This window comes from Mesorhizobium sp. Root552 (assembly GCF_001427285.1).
GTDB lineage: Bacteria > Pseudomonadota > Alphaproteobacteria > Rhizobiales > Rhizobiaceae > Mesorhizobium.
The window spans coordinates 15,932-33,180 of record NZ_LMFV01000019.1; the positions used below are offsets into that span (position 1 = coordinate 15,932).

Here is a 17,249-nt window from a genome sequence, read left to right on the forward strand (position 1 = left end):
AGCGGACATGGGTCTCATTCAAGAAATCGACTTTGGCACACCGGAATCCAGGGCTGCGAAACAGGTTACCCTGATCGTTGACGGCAAGTCCGTCACGGTTCCCGAGGGGACCTCGATCATGCGCGCCTCGATGGAAGCGGGCATCGAAATCCCCAAGCTGTGCGCCACGGATTCACTCGATTCCTTCGGTTCCTGCCGCATCTGCCTGGTCGAGGTCGAAGGTCGCAACGGAACACCCGCTTCCTGCACCACGCCGGTCGCCGAAGGCATCGTCGTCCACACCCGGTCCGAGCGCCTCGATGCGATCCGCAAGGGCGTGCTGGAACTTTACGTCTCCGACCATCCAAGCGGCTGGGAAGAGCAGCGCGGCACCGGCCAGAGCGAGTTCGATCATGTTGCTGCCGTCGTCGGCCTGGACGAGAATCGCTACGGGCTTGAAGGCCGCAACCACGTCGCGCCGGGCAACGGTTCGCTCAACATCGACTATCTCGTGCGTGACGAATCCAACCCCTATTTCACCTACGATCCCTCGCAGTGCATCGTGTGCTCGCGCTGCGTGCGTGCTTGCGAGGACGTTCAGGGCACCTTTGCTCTGACCATCGAGGGCAGGGGCTTCGATTCCCGCATCACCGCGGGTGTGAGCGAATCCTTCGTCGAATCCGAATGCGTCTCCTGCGGTGCCTGCGTGCAGGCCTGCCCGACCGACGCGCTGCGCGAAAAGCCGGTGCTGGAAAAGGGCATGCCCGAAAGCTCGGTCGTCACCACCTGCGCCTATTGCGGCGTCGGGTGCTCGTTCAAGGCCGAAATGAAGGGCGAGCAGGTCATCCGCATGATGCCTTACAAGGACGGCAAGGCCAATCATGGCCACTCCTGCGTCAAGGGCCGTTTCGCTTACGGCTATGCCACCCACAACGACCGCATTCTCTCGCCCATGGTGCGTGAAAACATCACCGATCCGTGGCGGGAAGTGACGTGGGAGCAGGCGCTGTCGCACATCGCCAACGAATTTCGCCGCATCCAGTACCAGTATGGTCGCGGCGCCATCGGCGGCATCACATCGTCGCGTTGCACCAACGAGGAAACCTATCTCGTCCAGAAACTGGTGCGCCAGGGCTTCGGCAACAACAACGTCGACACTTGCGCCCGCGTCTGCCACTCGCCGACGGGTTACGGTCTCAACACGACGCTCGGAACCTCAGCCGGCACGCAGGACTTCGATTCGATCGAAGAATGCGACGTGATGATCCTCATCGGCGCCAACCCGACCGATGCGCATCCCGTGTTCGGTTCGCGCATGAAGCAGCGGTTGCGCCAGGGCGCCAAGATCATCGTCATCGATCCGCGCCGTATCGACCTGGTCAAGAGCCCGCACATCAAGGCGGCTCACCATCTGCCGATCAAGCCGGGCACCAACGTCGCCATCCTGACCGGCCTTGCCCATGTCATCGTCACCGAGAAGCTCTACAACGAGGCCTACATCAACCAGTATTGCGATCGCGATGCGTTCGACGACTGGGCGGGGTTCGTCTCCGATCCGCGCTTCAGCCCGGAGGAAACGGCGAAGATTTGCGGCGTGGATGCCGAATCCATTCGGCAGGCGGCGCGTCTTTATGCCACCGGCGGCAATGGCGCGATCTACTACGGTCTCGGCGTTACCGAGCACAGCCAGGGCTCGACCTCCGTCATGGCGATTGCCAACCTTGCCATGGCAACCGGCAATCTCGGTCGCCGTGGCGTCGGCGTGAACCCGCTGCGCGGCCAGAACAATGTGCAGGGCTCGTGCGACATGGGTTCGTTCCCGCATGAGTTCCCCGGCTATCGCCACGTTGCCGGCGACGCGGTTCGCAAGATCTATGAAGACCTGTGGGGCGTGACGCTCGACCCGGAGCCGGGCCTGCGCATTCCCAACATGCTTGATGCCGCCGTCGAAGGAACCTTCAAGGGCCTTTACGTCCAGGGCGAGGATATCCTGCAGTCCGATCCCGATACCGGCCACGTCTCCGCCGGACTCGCGGCCATGGAATGCGTGGTCGTCCAGGATCTGTTCCTGAACGAAACTGCCCGCTATGCCCACGTCTTCCTGCCGGGCTCCACCTTCCTCGAAAAGGAAGGCACCTTCATCAATGCGGAGCGCCGCATCAACCGCGTGCGCAAGGTGATGGAGTCGAAGGGTCGCTACGCCGACTGGGAATCAACGCAGGAACTCGCCCGCGCGCTTGGCCTCGACTGGAACTACACCCATCCTTCGCAGATCATGGACGAGATCGCGTCGACGACGCCTACCTTTGCCGGGGTCACTTTCGATTTCCTCGACGAGGTTGGCTCCGTCCAGTGGCCGTGCAACGAGAAGGCTCCGATGGGCACGCCCATCATGCACACCACCGGCATCGTCCGCGGCAAGGGCAATTTCGTGCGTACCGAATATGTCGGCACGGACGAAAAGGTCGGCCCGCGCTTCCCGCTGCTTTTGACCACTGGCCGCATTCTCAGCCAGTACAATGTCGGCGCGCAGACACGCCGCACCGAGAATATGGTGTGGCACGATGAGGACCGCCTCGAAATCCATCCGCAGGATGCGGAAGATCGAGGCATCCGCGACGGCGAACTGGTGCGGTTGTCCAGCCGCTCCAACGAAACGACGCTGAGGGCCCTGATTACCGACCGGGTTGCACCTGGCGTGGTCTATACGACCTTCCACCACCCTGATACGCAGGCCAACGTCATCACCACGGACTACACCGACTGGGCGACGAACTGTCCTGAGTTCAAGGTCACCGCCGTCCAGATCGCGCCGTCCAACGGACCGAGCGAATGGCAGCTTGAGTATGAGGAACTGAGCCGCAAGTCGCGCCAGATCGCGCCACTGGAAGCAGCGGAGTAACCGTGAGTGGGAAAACCGGGCAACCTCAGGAAAGCGGCGTCGCAGTGACGCAACGGCCTGCGGTCGCCCGGATTTCGCGCATTGCGCATCGCGCCGCCAGCACCGGCGCCGCCAATCGCATGGTGCCGGAGGAAACGCCGATCGCACTGTCCTATGGCGGCACGACCCATGCCGTCATGATGGCTTCGCCGGCGGATTTCGAAGATTTCGCGCTCGGCTTTTCGATCACCGAAGGCATCGTCGGGTCGCCCGAGGAGATCGACGTCATCGACGTGCAGGACCTCGGTGCCGGCATCGATATCCAGATCCGCCTGAAAGACACGGCCAACCGGCGTTTCGAGGCGCGTCGCCGCCGCTTGGCCGGCCCTGTCGGGTGCGGCCTGTGCGGCATCGAATCCATCGAGGAAGCCATGCGCAGCGTCGACGACGTCGATGCTTCCAGGCTCACGCTGACGGCGCAGGACATCGTCCAGTCGGTTCAGATGCTGTCCAAGGTCCAGTTGCTGCATTCGCAGACGGGTGCGGTGCATGCCGCGGGCTTTTATGTACCGGGCGAAGGCATTGTCCTGGTCCGCGAAGATGTCGGACGCCACAATGCACTGGACAAGCTTGCAGGTGCGCTGTCGAAGGCTGGCATCAAGGGCTCGACGGGCGCAGTCGTCGTCACCTCGCGCGTTTCCGTCGAGATGGTGCAAAAGACCGCATCCATCGGCGCGCCCTTAATCCTCGCCGTTTCCGCGCCGACGGCGCTTGCCATCCGCACCGCCGAGAGCGCCGGCATGACCCTCGTCGCGCTGGTGCGTGGCGAGGATTTCGACATTTTCACTCATCCCGACCGGGTCGTTTTCGGAGCAGAAAAGCATGTCGCCTGACAAACTCATCTATCAAGCCAACCAGATCGCGACATTCTTCCATTCCAAGCCGCATGCCGAAGGCGTGGCCGGGGTTGCCGATCACATCAACAAGTTCTGGGAGCCGCGCATGCGCCGCCAGTTCTTCGAGATGATCAGCGCCGGCGCAAAGGGTTTCGACGAACTGGTTATCGAGGCCGCACCTGCGATCAGGCAGCCGCCGCCGGCCGAAGTCCTCCCCGGCGCACCGAAGGCCGGTTCTTCCAGCCATCACTAAGACTGAATCTTGCAATGCGCCGCCCGCTTCCGGGCGGACGGCCCGTATGCTTCCGTAACTCGGCCTACTTCTTCCTGGCGCGCTCGATCGCCTCGACGATCATCTGCCTGGCGCGGGTGGCGTCGTGCCAGCCGCCGATCTTCACCCACTTGCCGGGTTCCAGATCCTTGTAGTGCTCGAAGAAGTGCGAAACCTGTTCCAGCGTGATCTGCGGCAGGTCGGTGTAGTTGAACACCTTCTCGTAGCGCTTGGTGATCTTGGCCGACGGCACGGCGATGATCTTCTCGTCCTCGCCGGCATTGTCTTCCATGATCAGGACGCCGATCGGGCGCGCGTTGATGACGCAGCCCGGCACCAGCGCGCGCGTGTTGCACACCAGGACGTCGATCGGGTCGCCGTCACCCGACAGCGTGTGCGGCACGAAACCGTAGTTGCCGGGATAGCGCATCGGTGTGTAGAGAAAGCGGTCGACGAACAGCGTGCCGGCCTCCTTGTCCATCTCGTACTTGATCGGCTCGCCGCCCACCGGCACCTCGATGATGACGTTGACGTCTTCAGGCGGGTTGTTCCCGATGGCTATCGCGTCGATACGCATGGCTGACCCCTCTCGGCGTTGAAGCAATTCCGGCAAAAATGCCAGACCGGTCTTGCAACGGCAATTGTGTGAAAACTATGAAGCGAGGCCGCCGCACCGCGCAACCGGAGAGGCAACCTTCACGGAAGCTCCGATAGCGGCAGTTCCCGCGCCGGGCAATGCGACATGAACGCAACGGAAAGGTCCGGCAAGGACGGCGCTATTCCCAGACGAAGGCGACCTTCTTCAGCGCCTTCTGCTCGAACACCTCGACGCCCTCGGCGATGTCGCGGCCACCGGCGCCGGCGTAGAAGGCCAGCGCGTTTTCATTATCTTCCAGCGCCCACACCACCATGCCTTTCAGGCCGTGGTCCTTGAGACGCTGGCGAGCGGCGGCGAACAGGCGACTGCCAAGGCCGATGCCCTGATATTCAGGGCGCAGATAGAGTTCGTAGATCTCGCCCTGCTGGCGAAGCTCACGCGCACGGTTGCGGCCGATGGTGGCATAGCCGGCGATGGTCCCGCCGATCTCCACCACCAGCACCGATGCGGCGCGGCGAATGGCGTTGGCCCACCAGTCCGCGCCGCGGCGATTGATCATCGAGGTCAAGGTCTTGTGCGGGATGATGCCGGAATAAGCACCGCGCCACGCCTCGAGATGCACCTCGGCGATGTCGCGCGCGTCGCTCGGTTCCGCTTTCCTGATGTCGATCGTCAACGTGTTCATGATTTGTTAACCATAAACCCGTGCCGGTCGATTGCAAGGTCCGGCGCAAACCGCCGCTCATTTTCCCACGACCTGTTCAGCGATGGATGCCGCTTGCCTGTTCAGATTTCGATCAGGCGGTCATCCAGTTCGTTGGCGTCGCCGGGCGACACCGGGAAGTGCTCCGACAGCACCGCACCGACCGCCTCGATCGCCTTGATGAAGCCGTCGGCGAGACGGTCGTCGCGTGCCGCCGTGGTCAGTTCGCGCACCACATCGTCCCATACGCGCTGTTCGACGCGGCTGTTGATGCCGCTGTCGGCGATGACCTCGGCATAGTGCTCGGCCAGCGAGACGAAAATCAGCACGCCGGTGCGTGCGGCCGTCAGGTGGATGTTGCGGGCGAGGAACTGGCGCACCGCATTGTCGTGCGCTGCGCGGTGGCGCATCTGCCACGGCACCAGATGGATGCGCAGCGCAGGCGCCAGCCACAAAAGCGCGAGCGCACAGATTGCCGCCAGGCACTGGGCCAACACGAAATGCGGCAGGCGGATCGACAGCCACCAATATTCGGCCGCATAGGCAAGGATGAGCCCGGCAAGCAGGATTCCAAGCAACGCCATGAAGGCGGAAGGGAAGAAATAGCCATCGCTGCGATGGGCGACGACGCAATAGATCTCGCCGTCGGTCGTGGCTTCGGCGGTGCGTATGGCCGCCGCCACGCGCTCATGATCTGCCTTGCTGATCGAACGTGTCGCCATCCTCACCATCCCCCCGATGCGCCGCCGCCGCCGGAAGAACCGCCGCCGCCCGAGAAACCGCCGCCGCCGCCGCCGGATGACCAGCCGCCGCCACCCGACGACCAGCCGCCGCCGGAAGAGCCGCCCGACGAGCCGCGGTTGCTCATGTCGAAGGTCATGCCCAGCCAGCGATAGCGCCGCGGGCCGATCTTCTGGCCGAAGATCGGAGGCAGGATGGCCATGGCGAAGCCGCCGAAGAACAGGATCGCCCAGATGGTTATGAAGATGATCGGGATCCAGTCGTCGATGTTCATCGACGTGTCCTGGTTTCGCGCGCCGCGCGCCTCCAGTTCCTCCGGATTGCCTTCCAGCACCATGATGATGTCATCGACGGCCTTTTCGATGCCGCCGGAAAAATCGCCGGCGCGGAAAGCCGGCACCATGTCGTTTTCGATGATCAGCTTGGAATGCAGGTCGGTCAGCGTGCCTTCAAGGCCGTAGCCCACCTCGATGCGCATCTTGCGGTCGTCGCGCGCCACCAGCAGGAGCACGCCGTTGTTCTCGCCGCCCTGTCCCAGTCCCCATGCGCGGAACAGCCGATTGGCGTAAGGCTCGATCGCTTCGCCATCCAGGTTGGGAACTGTCGCCACCACGATCTGGTCGCTGCCCTTGTTCTCGAAATCGGCCAGCTTTTGCGTCAACAGCACTTCGCTTGCCACATCGATCATGCCGGCGTTGTCGACCACGCGGCCGGTCAGCGCCGGCAGGCTGGCGGCGAAGGCGGCGAGGGTGAGGAAGAAACTTAGAAGCAGAATTGCAAAGGCCCCTGCGATCCCTCGCACCCCCCTCTGGCCTGCCGGCCATCTCCCCCTCAAGGGGGGAGATTGGACTGTTGCTCCGCCCAGTCCATTGACCGGTGTTGCAGTGCGAATTGCAGCCTTAATACTGCCGATCTCCCCCCTTCGAGGGGGAGATGGCGAGCAGGCCAGAGGGGGGTGATTAAAGCGCAAGGGTAAGCTTCGATGCGATCGTCAGCCGCCTTGCCCGGTGCCGAAGTTCACCTTGGGTGCTTCCAGCTTGTCTTCTGCCACGGTGAAGTTCTGGAACGGCTGGTTCGAGCGGAACCAGAAGGTCGCCCACAGCACGGACGGGAAGGTGCGCAGCGTCAGATTGTAGTCCTTCACAGCCTGGATGTAGTCGCGCCGGGCAACCGCAATGCGGTTTTCGGTGCCTTCAAGCTGGGCCTGCAAGGCAAGGAAGTTCTGGTTGGCCTTCAGGTCGGGATAGTTCTCCACCACCGCCAGCAGCCTTGAAAGGGCGCTGGTCAGGCCGGACTGGTTTTCCTGGAAGGCCTTGAAGGCGTTGGGATCTGACAGCGTTTCAGGCGTGACGGTCACTTGCGTCGCCTTGGCGCGCGCCTCGACCACGCCTTCCAGAACGTCCTTCTCGTGGCTTGCATACCCCTTCACGGTCTCGACCAGGTTGGGGATCAGGTCGGCGCGGCGCTGGTACTGGTTGAGCACCTCGCTCCACGCCGCCTTGGCGTTTTCTTCCGCCGTTGGAATGGTGTTGTAGCCGCAGCCGGCCAGAAGCGGCAGCACGAAGGCCAGCATGAGAAAGGCCGGCAGGTTGCGAGGGAGGCGAGCAAGACGCTGGGCAAGCATGGAGTCAAATCCCTGATGTGGATGGTGGCGAAGCATTACCATAAAGCGGGGCCAAGAAAACGACCTTCGCGCTTTCCGAGCGAATGTGAAAAGCTCTAAGGTGGTCCTGAAGCAGGGAAGGTCATGGCTGAGAACCAAAATCCGGGCGGACGAGAGAGCGAGCGCGAACGCGAGGCGCGGCGCATCCTGAAAGGTATCGCCAGCGAAACGGAAGTGTCCGGCACGTCCTTCGTCAACCGGATGGCGAAGCGCACGCAAGACCACATGAATGCCGCCGACGCCGACCGGTCGGATCGCATCGAATATATTGGCACACGCATTGGGCGGGTGCTTGGACCTGTTATTGCCGTCGCATTGGTGGTCTGGTTCGTGATCTTCATTGTCCGGGGCGGGTAGCTTTTTCCATGACATCTGAAACCTCGGCCGTTCGTCCGGCCGTCATCGTCATTTCCAGCCATGTCGTGCGCGGCTCCGTCGGCGGCCGTCCTGAAATCTTCGCGCTGGAAACGCTTGGTTTTCCAGTCTGGGCCGTGCCCACCATCGTGCTTGGCTGGCATCCCGGGCATGGCCGCTCCACAAGGATCGTCCCGCCCGCCGACCAGTTCAGCGCCTTGCTATCCGACCTCGAACAGGCGCCCTGGCTTGATGAAGTGGGCGCGGTGCTGTCGGGATATTTCGGCAGCCCTGAACAGGCCGATGCGGTGGCCTCGCTGGTCAAGGCGCTCAAGCTGCGCAATCCGGGTGCTCTTTATGTCTGCGATCCGGTGCTGGGTGACTATGCCGAAGGGCTTTATGTGCAGGAAAAAACCGCGGCTGCCGTGCGCGACAGGCTGATGCCGTTGGCCGACATCGCCACGCCCAACCGCTTTGAGCTTGAATGGATGACGGGCGCGCCGCTGGCCGACCTCAAATCGACCACCGAGGCAGCCGTAGCTGCCGCCCCTCCGACGATGCTGGTGACATCCGCGCCCTCGATGATCGCCGATGGCATCGGCAATCTGCTGGTCGATCAAAAACAGGTCTTGCTCGCCGAGCACCGCATCGTGCAAAAGCCGCCGAAGGGGACCGGTGACCTGACCTGTGCCACCTTTCTCGCCCGGCTCCTTGCCGGCCATTCGCCTGAGAAAGCCCTGCAGTCGGCAACCGCCACCGTCTATGAGGCCGTTGCCCGCGCGGCCAAGCGTGGCAGCGACGAATTGCAGCTGCACCTCGATGCGCAGAGCCTGTCGCATCCTATGGCGATGGTGCAGATGCGCACGCTGTTGCACCCGTCGCGGACACGCAAGGCGTGATTTCCGATCTGCCGGTATCCATAGCCGGTGTCGATGGCTGCAAGGGCGGCTGGATTGCGGTTCGCGCCGATCCGGGGCAGACGCCGGCCGTCCGGATTTACACGGCATTCGCAGCGCTGGTAGCCGACCTGCCTTCGGATGCGATTGTCGCCGTGGACATGCCGATTGGCCTGCCGGATGTCACCCACAGGGGAGCGCGCGGCCCGGAAGGCATGGCAAGACCGCTGTTGAAGCAGCGCCAATCCAGTGTCTTTTCGATCCCGTCCCGAAGTGCCGTCCACGCCGAGACGGCACCTTTCACCACCCCGGATGAATGGTACGCGGCGCATCGGCGGGCCAGTGAAGTTGCGCGCCGAACCTCCAACCCGCCACGCGGCATATCCATCCAGGCGTTTGGCATCTTTCCCAAGATCCGTGAAATCGACGCGTTGCTGATCGCGCAGCCGCAGTTGCGCTCGCGTATCTGCGAGTCCCATCCGGAAGTCGCATTTTGCCGGCTCAATGATGGCGAGCCGATGAGTTTACCCAAGAAAATCAAAGGTATGGTCAATCCGGCCGGTATGGCGGAGCGCAAGGCTCTCTTGTGCAGGTGCGGTCATGAGGCGGACTTCCTCGACCAGCGTCCGCCTCGCGGCGCGGCAGCTGACGATTTTCTCGATGCGGCCGTGATGATGCTGGTCGCGGCGCGCATCGTGCGTGGCGAGGCGCGGCCGTTGCCCGATCCGCCCTTGCTTGACCGCCACGGAATACCGACCGCGATCTGGTCGTGACCTCTGTGCGCGGCGGCTGCGACGATAGTATTGCCTCGTGGTGCGATTCTTTATTGATCGGCAGGCCCTTTTGCCGTTAGACCCACTCCCAGCTTGACCAAGCTATTGCCATCCACAGCGGAAAGGCCTCATTCCCCACCATGCCACATCTTCCCGAACACCTCCTCACCGGACACCGCAACTTCATGAACGGCCGTTATTCGGCTGAAAGCGGACGATACGTTTCGCTGGCGCGCGAGGGCCAGGCGCCCGAGACCATGATCATCGCCTGCTGCGATTCCCGCTCGTCTCCTGAAACCATCTTCGATGTCGGTCCCGGTGAACTGTTCGTGCTGCGCAACGTCGCCAACCTCATTCCGCCCTACGAGCCGGATGGCGAATACCACTCCACTTCGGCAGCCCTCGAATTTGCCGTGCAGAGCCTGAAGGTGAAAAACATCGTGGTCATGGGCCATGGCCGCTGCGGCGGCATCAAGGCCGCTCTGGCCCACGGCAAGACGCCGCCCTCCAAGGGCGACTTCATCGGCAAGTGGATGAGCCTCATCTATCCCGCCGCCGATGCCGTGACCTCCTCAACACTGATGACGCCCGGCGAACGCCAGACGGCGCTAGAGCGCATCTCGATCCGCTATTCGCTGAACAATTTGCGCACCTTCCCCTATATCGCCGCGCTCGAGGCCAAGGGCAGCCTCAATCTCTACGGCGCATGGTTCGACATCTCGACCGGCGAGCTGTGGGCGATGAACAAGGACAGCGGCGACTTCGAACGCCCGGAACTCGGCTGACGGCGGCGCGTTTCCATCCATACGCCCGCTATTTGCCTCGAGGGATCTCTCTATGGCAATCCGATGCATGAGAAACGGACTGGCAGCACTGCTTCTGCTCCTGTCAGCCGTCGCCGCGCAAGCCGATGACGAAGCGGTCATCGACCGCTGGTACTCGGCCTTGCTCAAGACAGACCGCGCAGCCCTCGGCGAATTGCTGGCGGATGATGCCCGCATCAACCTGACCGATCTTGGCGTCGTCCAGACCAAGCAGGAATTCATCTCATCCATGGACGAGTGGGAGAGCGCGGTCGCCGGCGGCAAGATCAGGCACCGCATCGCCAAGAGCGAAGCAGGCGTCGTCACCGTCATCGCCTGCTACGATTTCCCTGCCAACGACATGCTGATGCAGGAAACCTTCGCCCTTTCCGGCGAACACCTCACCGCGACCTCGCAGGCGGCGATGGCGGAAACCTGCGACGCCTACTGAAGCGGTTGCGAATGCTGACCTGCACGCCTACATCGGGCGAAGCAGCGTCAACAGCGAAAGAAATCCCATGCCCGCAAAGACCATCGACCTCGCCTCGCATGCATTGACGGCTTGGCAGGGACCGCTCGACCTGCCCGACTTTACCCGTATAGGCGACGGCGATTTCGGCCCGGTCTTCGACGCTGCCCTTGAGGCCCATCAGGCCGAAATCGACGCGATCGCCGGCAATTCCGCCGAGCCCACCGTCGATAACACGCTCGCCGCGCTTGAACTGTCCGGCCAGGCGCTCGACCGTGTCTCCTCGATCTTCTGGTGCAAGGCCGGCGCCAATACCAACGACACCATCCAGGCGCTCGAGCGCGAAATCTCGCCAAAGATGTCGCGGCATTTCTCCGCCATCTCGATGAACGAGAAGCTGTTTGCCCGCATCGATGCGCTCTACCAGAAGCGCGCTTCGCTCAGCCTCGATGCCGAGACGTTGCGCGTGCTCGAAAAGACATGGAAGGGTTTCGTCCGTTCCGGCGCGAAGCTTGATGCCGGCGGCAAAAAGCGGCTCGCCACTATTAACGAACAGCTTTCCTCGCTCGGCACCAGTTTCGGCCAGAACGTGCTCGCCGACGAACGCGACTGGGCGCTGTTCCTCGATCAAGCCGATCTTGCCGGCCTGCCCGATTTCGCCAAGAGCGCTATGGCGGTAGCCGCCGAGACGCGCGGCCAGAAGGGCCGCTATGCGGTCACCCTGTCGCGCTCGATCTACGAGCCGTTCACGACCTTTTCCGAGCGCCGCGACCTGCGCGAAGCGGCCTGGCGGGCGTTCACCATGCGTGGCCAGAACGGCGGCGCCAGCGACAACACCGCCGTGGTGCGCGACATGCTGAAGCTGCGCGCCGAAAAGGCGAAGCTGCTCGGCTACGCCTCCTACGCCGCGCTCAAGCTCGACGATACCATGGCCAAGACGCCGAAGGCGGTGCACGGCCTGCTCGATCCGGTCTGGCAAAAGGCGCTGGAAAAGGCAGCCAGCGACCAGAAGGAACTGGAGCGGCTCGCCAACGAGGCCGGCAGCAACGGGAAATTCGCCGCCTGGGACTGGCGCTTCTACCAGGAAAAGCTCCGCGCCGAGAAATTCGCCTTCGACGAGGCGGAGCTGAAGCCCTATCTGCAACTCGACCGCATCATCGCCGCCTGCTTCGACGTCGCGACCCGCCTGTTCGGCATCCGCTTCGAGGAGAAGTCGGGCATCGCCGCCTGGCACCCGGACGCGCGCGTCTTCGTGGTGAAGAACGCCGACGGCTCCGAGCGCGGCCTTTTCCTCGCCGACTATTTCGCCCGGCCCTCGAAGCGCTCCGGTGCGTGGATGAGTTCGCTGCAGTCCGGCTACAGGCTGGGCGAGGGGGCTTCGCCCGTCATCTACAACATCATGAACTTCGCCAAGCCGCCGGCAGGCGAGCCGGCGCTTCTATCGGTCGATGAAGCGAAAACCCTGTTCCACGAATTCGGCCATGCGCTGCACGGCATGCTGACCGACGTGACGTGGCCGAGCGTATCCGGCACCTCGGTCAGCCGCGATTTCGTCGAACTGCCCTCGCAGCTTTACGAGCATTGGCTGACCGTGCCGCAGGTCCTGGAAAAGCACGCGCTCCATCACCAGACCGGCAAGCCGATGCCGAAGGCGCTGCTCGACAAGATGCTGGCGGCACGCACCTTCGGCGCAGGCTTCGCCACCGTCGAGTTCACCGCTTCGGCGCTCATCGACATGGCCTATCACGCGCGCCCGGATGCCCCGGAAGAGCCGCTTCGTTTCGAAGCCGAAACGCTTGAAAAGCTCGCCATGCCCGACACCATCGCCATGCGCCACCGCACGCCGCATTTCGGGCACGTGTTTTCGGGCGACGGATATTCAGCCGGCTATTATTCCTACATGTGGTCGGAAGTGCTTGACGCCGACGCCTTCTCCGCCTTTGAGGAAACCGGCGATCCCTTCAATCCGGAGCTTGCCGAGCGGCTGAGGAAAAACATCTATTCGGCCGGCGGCTCGAAGGACCCGGAACAGCTCTACACCGCCTTCCGCGGCAAGATGCCGACGGCGGATGCAATGATGGTCAAGCGCGGCCTGGTGTAGCCAGGCTGGCGTCGATCAGCAGTTCGGCGTTCCTGGCCACCGAGCGGGCCGGGCCGCCGGCGCCGAACAGTTGCCCCGAAATATAGGCCCCTTCGATCAGGAGCAGCAGCCCGTCGCCCAGCGTGTCGGGTTCGCCCGCGCCCATCGCCTTTGCCATGGCGCGCAGCCGCCGGCGCAGCTCGCGCTTGTTTTCCTCGCTGACGAGACGGGCCGGATGGTCGCGCTCGGGATATTCCACCACCGCATTGGTCATGCCGCAGCCGCGATAACCCGGCCTTTGCGTGCGCTTTCCGACACCGGCCAGGAACGCCACGATCTGCGCGCGCGGGTCGCCCGGATGCGCGGTCACGGACTCTTCAAACCGTGCCCAGAATTCGCCGTCGTAGCGCCTGAGATAGGAGGCCGCCAATTCGTCCTTCGACGGAAACGACCGGTAAAGGCTCGGCTTGGTGACGCCGGCCGTCCTGACGATCTCGTCGACGCCGATCGCCCGTATCCCTTGACGATAGAACAGGTCGCGCGCAACCTTCAGGATCTTTTCCGCCGCGCGCGGTTCGTGGCCGGTTCCGGCGGCTGGATCAATTTTGTTGGTGACTGGCATCAGAGGACTTCACTTGACAATGTTACCGATCGGTACGTATACGAAACCCACAACGCAACGTACCGGTCAGTAACATGATAGCCCAGTCACGCCCGTTTGGCCAGCGCTACGCCTTCGTGGTCGTTGCCGTCATCTTCGTCTGCCTGCTCATCGCCGCCGGCCTGCGTTCCTCGCCCGCGGTGATGATGCTGCCGCTCGAACACAGCCTCGGCTGGGGCCGCGACGCGGTGTCGTTTGCCGCGGCCATCGGCATTTTCCTGTACGGCCTGGCGGGGCCTTTCGCGGCGGCGCTGATGGAACGCTTCGGGCTGCGCCGCACGTTGCTGGCTGCGCTTCTCCTGATGTCCGGCTCCACAGCGCTCAGCTATTTCATGACCGAGCCTTGGCAGATGGTGGTCACCTGGGGCGTGATGTCGGGCATCGGCTCCGGAGCCGTTGCCATGGTCTTGGGTGCGACCATCGTCAATCGCTGGTTCAAGACAAATCGCGGTCTTGTCATGGGCCTGATGTCGGCTTCCAGCGCCACCGGCCTTTTGATCTTCCTGCCTATCCTCGCCGCCCTTGCCCAATGGGGCGGCTGGCAATGGGTGGTTCTCACCGTGTCGCTTGCCAGCGCGCTTCTGTTGCCGCTGGTTTATTTCCTCGTGCCGGAACGGCCTGCCTCCATCGGCATGGTGCGCTTTGGCGGCGATCCCGATGACGTGCCGCCGCGTTCGCCGGCGGCGCAAGGCAATTTCATCAGCCATACGCTCAACACGTTGTGGCGCGCGGCCCATACCCGCACCTTCTGGTACCTGTTCGCCACCTTCTTCATCTGCGGCTTCACTACCAACGGTCTTGTCGGCACGCATCTGATCGCCTTTTGCGGCGACATGGGCATCACTGAAATCCGGGCGGCGGGCCTGCTGGCGTTGATGGGCGTGTTCGACCTCATCGGAACCACCCTGTCGGGCTGGCTTACCGACCGTTTCGACCCGCGCAAGCTGCTCGGCGTCTACTATACCATTCGCGGCCTGTCGCTGATGTACCTGCCTTACTCCGGCTTCTCCGCCACCAGCCTCATCATCTTTTCCGTGCTTTACGGTCTGGACTGGATCGCCACCGTGCCGCCGACGCTGCGCCTTTCCAACGAAGCCTTCGGCGATGGTCATGGCCCGCTGGTGTTCGGCTGGATTCTGGCGGGCCATCAGCTCGGCGCTGCAAGCGCAGCCTATTTCGGCGGCATCATGCACGAAATGCAGGGCGACTACGTTCTGGCCTTCCTCATCGCCGGCATGACCGGCATCGTCGCCGCCTGCATCTCGCTGCTCATCAACACCAGCAAACCGTCGTTTGACCCCGAGCTGCAGCCTGCGTAGAAGCTGCGGCAACGGATGGCCGGGGTGCCCACATTAAAGTCGGGCGCCCGGTTGCTCCGCAGTCTTGGTAAGAACGGGGGCGGCCGTGCGCGCATTGATACAAAGGGTTTCCGAGGCCAGCGTCACGATTGACGGCAAGGTCACCGGCGAGGTCGGGCACGGCCTGCTCATCCTCGTCTGCGCCATGCAGGGCGACAGCGAAAAGCAGTCGGAATGGCTGGCGCGCAAGGCGGTCAACCTGCGTATCTTCAGGGACGAGCAAGGCCGCATGAACCGCTCGCTGCTCGATGTCGGCGGCGCGGCGCTTGTCGTCAGCCAGTTCACGCTGGCCGCCGAAACGAAAGGCAATCGACCGGGCTTTTCCACTGCTGCCGCGCCCGACGAGGGCAAGCGCCTCTACGAGCATTTCTCCGCACAAATTGCCGGACATGGCGTGACGGTCGCCAACGGAATTTTCGGCGCCGACATGAAAGTCGCGCTCATCAATGACGGTCCCATCACCATCTGGCTGGATACGGAAGCCAAGTAGGGCGGGTAGCGCTGAAGGCCGGATGAGGGGTGTTTGAGCGCAGACGCTGACGCTTAACCCTCCCCTTGATGGGAGGGTCGCGCCGCAGGTGCGGGGTGCGGTGAGCGATCTGTCCCTGCCACCCCCCTCTGGCCTGCCGGCCATCTCCCCCTCAAGGGGGGAGATCACTCGATTGCCATGCTTTCATCCGGTACTGAGGTCACAGAGGCGGCTGTAAGCTTGAAGCTGCCGATCTCCCCCCTTGAGGGGGAGATGGCCGGCAGGCCAGAGGGGGGTGTTGTTCTTGTGAGGCTTCTGATCGCGTAGNGGCTGTAAGCTTGAAGCTGCCGATCTCCCCCCTTGAGGGGGAGATGGCCGGCAGGCCAGAGGGGGGTGTTGTTCTTGTGAGGCTTCTGATCGCGTAGTGGAGAAATCACGCCTTCCCACAAAAATTCCCACTCCACTTATCCCCGCCGTCTCCGCCTCCCTCATACTCGCTGCCATCGCCCTTGCGGGAGACCTGGTGCGCACCGGGTATCAGGGAAGGGCGTCGGTGCCGGATTGGTCGCATAACGGTGTGCGGCTGGGTGATGAGCCCCCAATGAGCCCCCAAGTCCGGGCCTTGATCGGGGCTTTCAGCGTCATTGCTGCCCCCGGTAAGGCAAGACCACCGGACGGGCGGCCGCAAGGCCGCACTACTTACCTAAACGAGCGACCGAACGGCCGCCCGTCCTCCCGACCTCAATCGAGGTCAGTTCTTTGACAATGGCCAGACGCGAAAGCGGGCGTGGCAACGGTAAAGTACGACCTCCGTCAGCCGTCTGGCCATTCCTCGGGGTCCCCGCCAGCGACGAGCGTTAGCGAGAGAGCTTAAAGGCGGGGCAGAAAAATCCCAGACGCGAAAGCGGGCGTGGCAATGATGAAACATATCCATCTCTTCGTCATCCCAGGGCGGAGCAGGCCGAAGGCCGTTGCGCAGACCCTAGGATCCATGCCGTTACAGCGCGGCAGCGTGGAAAGGGTACAAATGAAGGCTCCCCATTCTGAGCCGCCCCTTCCACAGTGACCCTCACGGCATGGATCATCGGGTCGCGCCTTTCGCTACGCACAGGCTTGCCCGAGGATGACGAAGGGAACGAGGCAGCCTAGTGGCGAACAGGCGCTGGAAAATTACTGCGGATAGCAGGCGACCGGGATTTCCGGCCATTTGGCTTCGGCGCAACCGGCGGCGTGCTGCTTCTTCTTGAAGCTTACGCTGACCGGGCCGGTCACCATGGGATCGACGCCGTCTGGCGCATCGGCAAACAGCTGTTCCGCTTCGGTCGCGGCAAGCACCTTTTCCGACAAGGGAGCGCTGGCGCTCACCATGGAATGCGCCGCGCCCGCTGCAAAAATCGCGGTGATCGCGATGGCCGCAAGGGAAAAACCGGATCGGGGCAGCAAGGTCTTTGTCATCGACAATCAATCGTCAGTAGCGCGGATGGTTCCGCATTGGTTAACGAAACCTATCCGACAAGCTCTTAACAATCGGTGACCGGAAGTCTTTTGCCTGCGCTCCCCTTTCGCGATTGCGAAAAAAGCTGTATGAGCCGCGCAACCGAAAATGATGGCGCGCGCGGCTTGCTCCCTTGTCGCCGCCGTCAGCATCCCAGAG

At 63.0% G+C, this 17,249-nt stretch carries 18 protein-coding genes; 11 read left to right on the forward strand and 7 right to left on the reverse strand.

The features are described from left to right. The first annotated feature begins 7 nt into the window (after positions 1 to 7). Genes fdhF through ASD50_RS10130 form a run of 3 tightly spaced genes read left to right on the forward strand, consistent with a single transcriptional unit; the run spans position 8 to position 4,009 of the window. Positions 8 to 2,881, forward strand: a complete 2,874-nt coding sequence (gene fdhF / locus ASD50_RS10120; RefSeq protein WP_056240007.1) for a formate dehydrogenase subunit alpha — start codon at positions 8 to 10, stop codon at positions 2,879 to 2,881. Positions 2,882 to 2,925: 44 nt separating this feature from the next. Beyond that, positions 2,926 to 3,753, forward strand: coding sequence for a formate dehydrogenase accessory sulfurtransferase FdhD (fdhD, locus tag ASD50_RS10125; RefSeq protein WP_056240009.1), 828 nt, complete (start codon positions 2,926 to 2,928; stop codon positions 3,751 to 3,753). Next, positions 3,743 to 4,009 carry a formate dehydrogenase subunit delta gene (locus tag ASD50_RS10130; protein WP_056240012.1) on the forward strand — a complete coding sequence of 89 codons (267 nt, stop codon included), beginning with the start codon at positions 3,743 to 3,745 and terminating at the stop codon, positions 4,007 to 4,009. Before fdhD ends, ASD50_RS10130 begins: the two co-directional genes overlap by 11 nt. 64 nt (positions 4,010 to 4,073) lie before the next feature. Here the strand turns inward: ASD50_RS10130 and ppa are convergent, their stop codons facing one another. The 5 genes from ppa to ASD50_RS10155 form a co-directional block, all read right to left on the reverse strand. Beyond that, on the reverse strand, positions 4,074 to 4,604 hold the full coding sequence (gene ppa / locus ASD50_RS10135; protein WP_056240016.1) for an inorganic diphosphatase: 531 nt from the start codon (positions 4,602 to 4,604) through the stop codon (positions 4,074 to 4,076). A gap of 199 nt (positions 4,605 to 4,803) precedes the next feature. Beyond that, positions 4,804 to 5,310, reverse strand: a complete 507-nt coding sequence (locus tag ASD50_RS10140; RefSeq protein WP_056240022.1) for a GNAT family N-acetyltransferase — start codon at positions 5,308 to 5,310, stop codon at positions 4,804 to 4,806. Positions 5,311 to 5,411: 101 nt separating this feature from the next. After that, positions 5,412 to 6,050 (reverse strand): TPM domain-containing protein, encoded by a 639-nt coding sequence (locus tag ASD50_RS10145; RefSeq protein ID WP_056240024.1) that lies wholly within the window; start codon positions 6,048 to 6,050, stop codon positions 5,412 to 5,414. Between the two features lie 2 nt (positions 6,051 to 6,052). Continuing rightward, positions 6,053 to 6,904 carry a TPM domain-containing protein gene (locus ASD50_RS10150; RefSeq protein ID WP_056240028.1) on the reverse strand — a complete coding sequence of 284 codons (852 nt, stop codon included), beginning with the start codon at positions 6,902 to 6,904 and terminating at the stop codon, positions 6,053 to 6,055. A gap of 156 nt (positions 6,905 to 7,060) precedes the next feature. After that, entirely contained in the window at positions 7,061 to 7,693 is a 633-nt protein-coding gene (locus ASD50_RS10155; protein WP_056240030.1) for a LemA family protein, read from the reverse strand. Positions 7,694 to 7,816: 123 nt separating this feature from the next. Here ASD50_RS10155 and ASD50_RS10160 point away from each other — a divergent pair, with 123 nt between their 5' ends. The 6 genes from ASD50_RS10160 to ASD50_RS10185 all read left to right on the forward strand — a co-directional run bounded on the left by ASD50_RS10160 (position 7,817) and on the right by ASD50_RS10185 (position 13,128). Then, positions 7,817 to 8,089: a hypothetical protein gene (locus tag ASD50_RS10160; protein ID WP_056240033.1), complete on the forward strand. Its 273-nt coding sequence runs from the start codon at positions 7,817 to 7,819 to the stop codon at positions 8,087 to 8,089. Between the two features lie 8 nt (positions 8,090 to 8,097). Further along, positions 8,098 to 8,985 carry a pyridoxal kinase PdxY gene (gene pdxY, locus ASD50_RS10165; protein WP_056240035.1) on the forward strand — a complete coding sequence of 296 codons (888 nt, stop codon included), beginning with the start codon at positions 8,098 to 8,100 and terminating at the stop codon, positions 8,983 to 8,985. After that, the gene (locus ASD50_RS10170; RefSeq protein WP_056240155.1) at positions 8,985 to 9,755 is read left to right on the forward strand and encodes a DUF429 domain-containing protein; all 771 of its coding nucleotides are present in this window, start codon (positions 8,985 to 8,987) and stop codon (positions 9,753 to 9,755) included. Before pdxY ends, ASD50_RS10170 begins: the two co-directional genes overlap by 1 nt. Positions 9,756 to 9,895: 140 nt before the next feature. After that, a complete protein-coding gene (locus ASD50_RS10175; RefSeq protein WP_056240038.1) occupies positions 9,896 to 10,540 on the forward strand; it encodes a carbonic anhydrase in 645 nt (214 codons plus the stop codon). A 67-nt stretch (positions 10,541 to 10,607) separates the two neighbouring features. After that, on the forward strand, positions 10,608 to 11,009 hold the full coding sequence (locus ASD50_RS10180) for a nuclear transport factor 2 family protein (RefSeq protein ID WP_156465009.1): 402 nt from the start codon (positions 10,608 to 10,610) through the stop codon (positions 11,007 to 11,009). 67 nt (positions 11,010 to 11,076) lie between these two features. Further along, positions 11,077 to 13,128 carry a M3 family metallopeptidase gene (locus tag ASD50_RS10185; RefSeq protein WP_056240045.1) on the forward strand — a complete coding sequence of 684 codons (2,052 nt, stop codon included), beginning with the start codon at positions 11,077 to 11,079 and terminating at the stop codon, positions 13,126 to 13,128. On the opposite strand, the gene ASD50_RS10190 is transcribed toward ASD50_RS10185, so the two are convergent. Continuing rightward, the gene (locus ASD50_RS10190) at positions 13,109 to 13,729 is read right to left on the reverse strand and encodes a TetR/AcrR family transcriptional regulator (RefSeq protein WP_056240048.1); all 621 of its coding nucleotides are present in this window, start codon (positions 13,727 to 13,729) and stop codon (positions 13,109 to 13,111) included. The two genes, ASD50_RS10185 and ASD50_RS10190, sit on opposite strands and share 20 nt — an antisense overlap. A gap of 74 nt (positions 13,730 to 13,803) precedes the next feature. Here ASD50_RS10190 and ASD50_RS10195 point away from each other — a divergent pair, with 74 nt between their 5' ends. After that, the gene (locus ASD50_RS10195; protein WP_056240051.1) at positions 13,804 to 15,087 is read left to right on the forward strand and encodes an MFS transporter; all 1,284 of its coding nucleotides are present in this window, start codon (positions 13,804 to 13,806) and stop codon (positions 15,085 to 15,087) included. Positions 15,088 to 15,172: 85 nt separating this feature from the next. Further along, positions 15,173 to 15,616, forward strand: a complete 444-nt coding sequence (dtd, locus tag ASD50_RS10200) for a D-aminoacyl-tRNA deacylase (RefSeq protein ID WP_056240055.1) — start codon at positions 15,173 to 15,175, stop codon at positions 15,614 to 15,616. 1,149 nt (positions 15,617 to 16,765) lie between these two features. Here the strand turns inward: dtd and ASD50_RS10205 are convergent. After that, positions 16,766 to 17,050, reverse strand: coding sequence for a hypothetical protein (locus ASD50_RS10205; protein ID WP_056240058.1), 285 nt, complete (start codon positions 17,048 to 17,050; stop codon positions 16,766 to 16,768). Positions 17,051 to 17,249 lie beyond the last annotated feature (199 nt).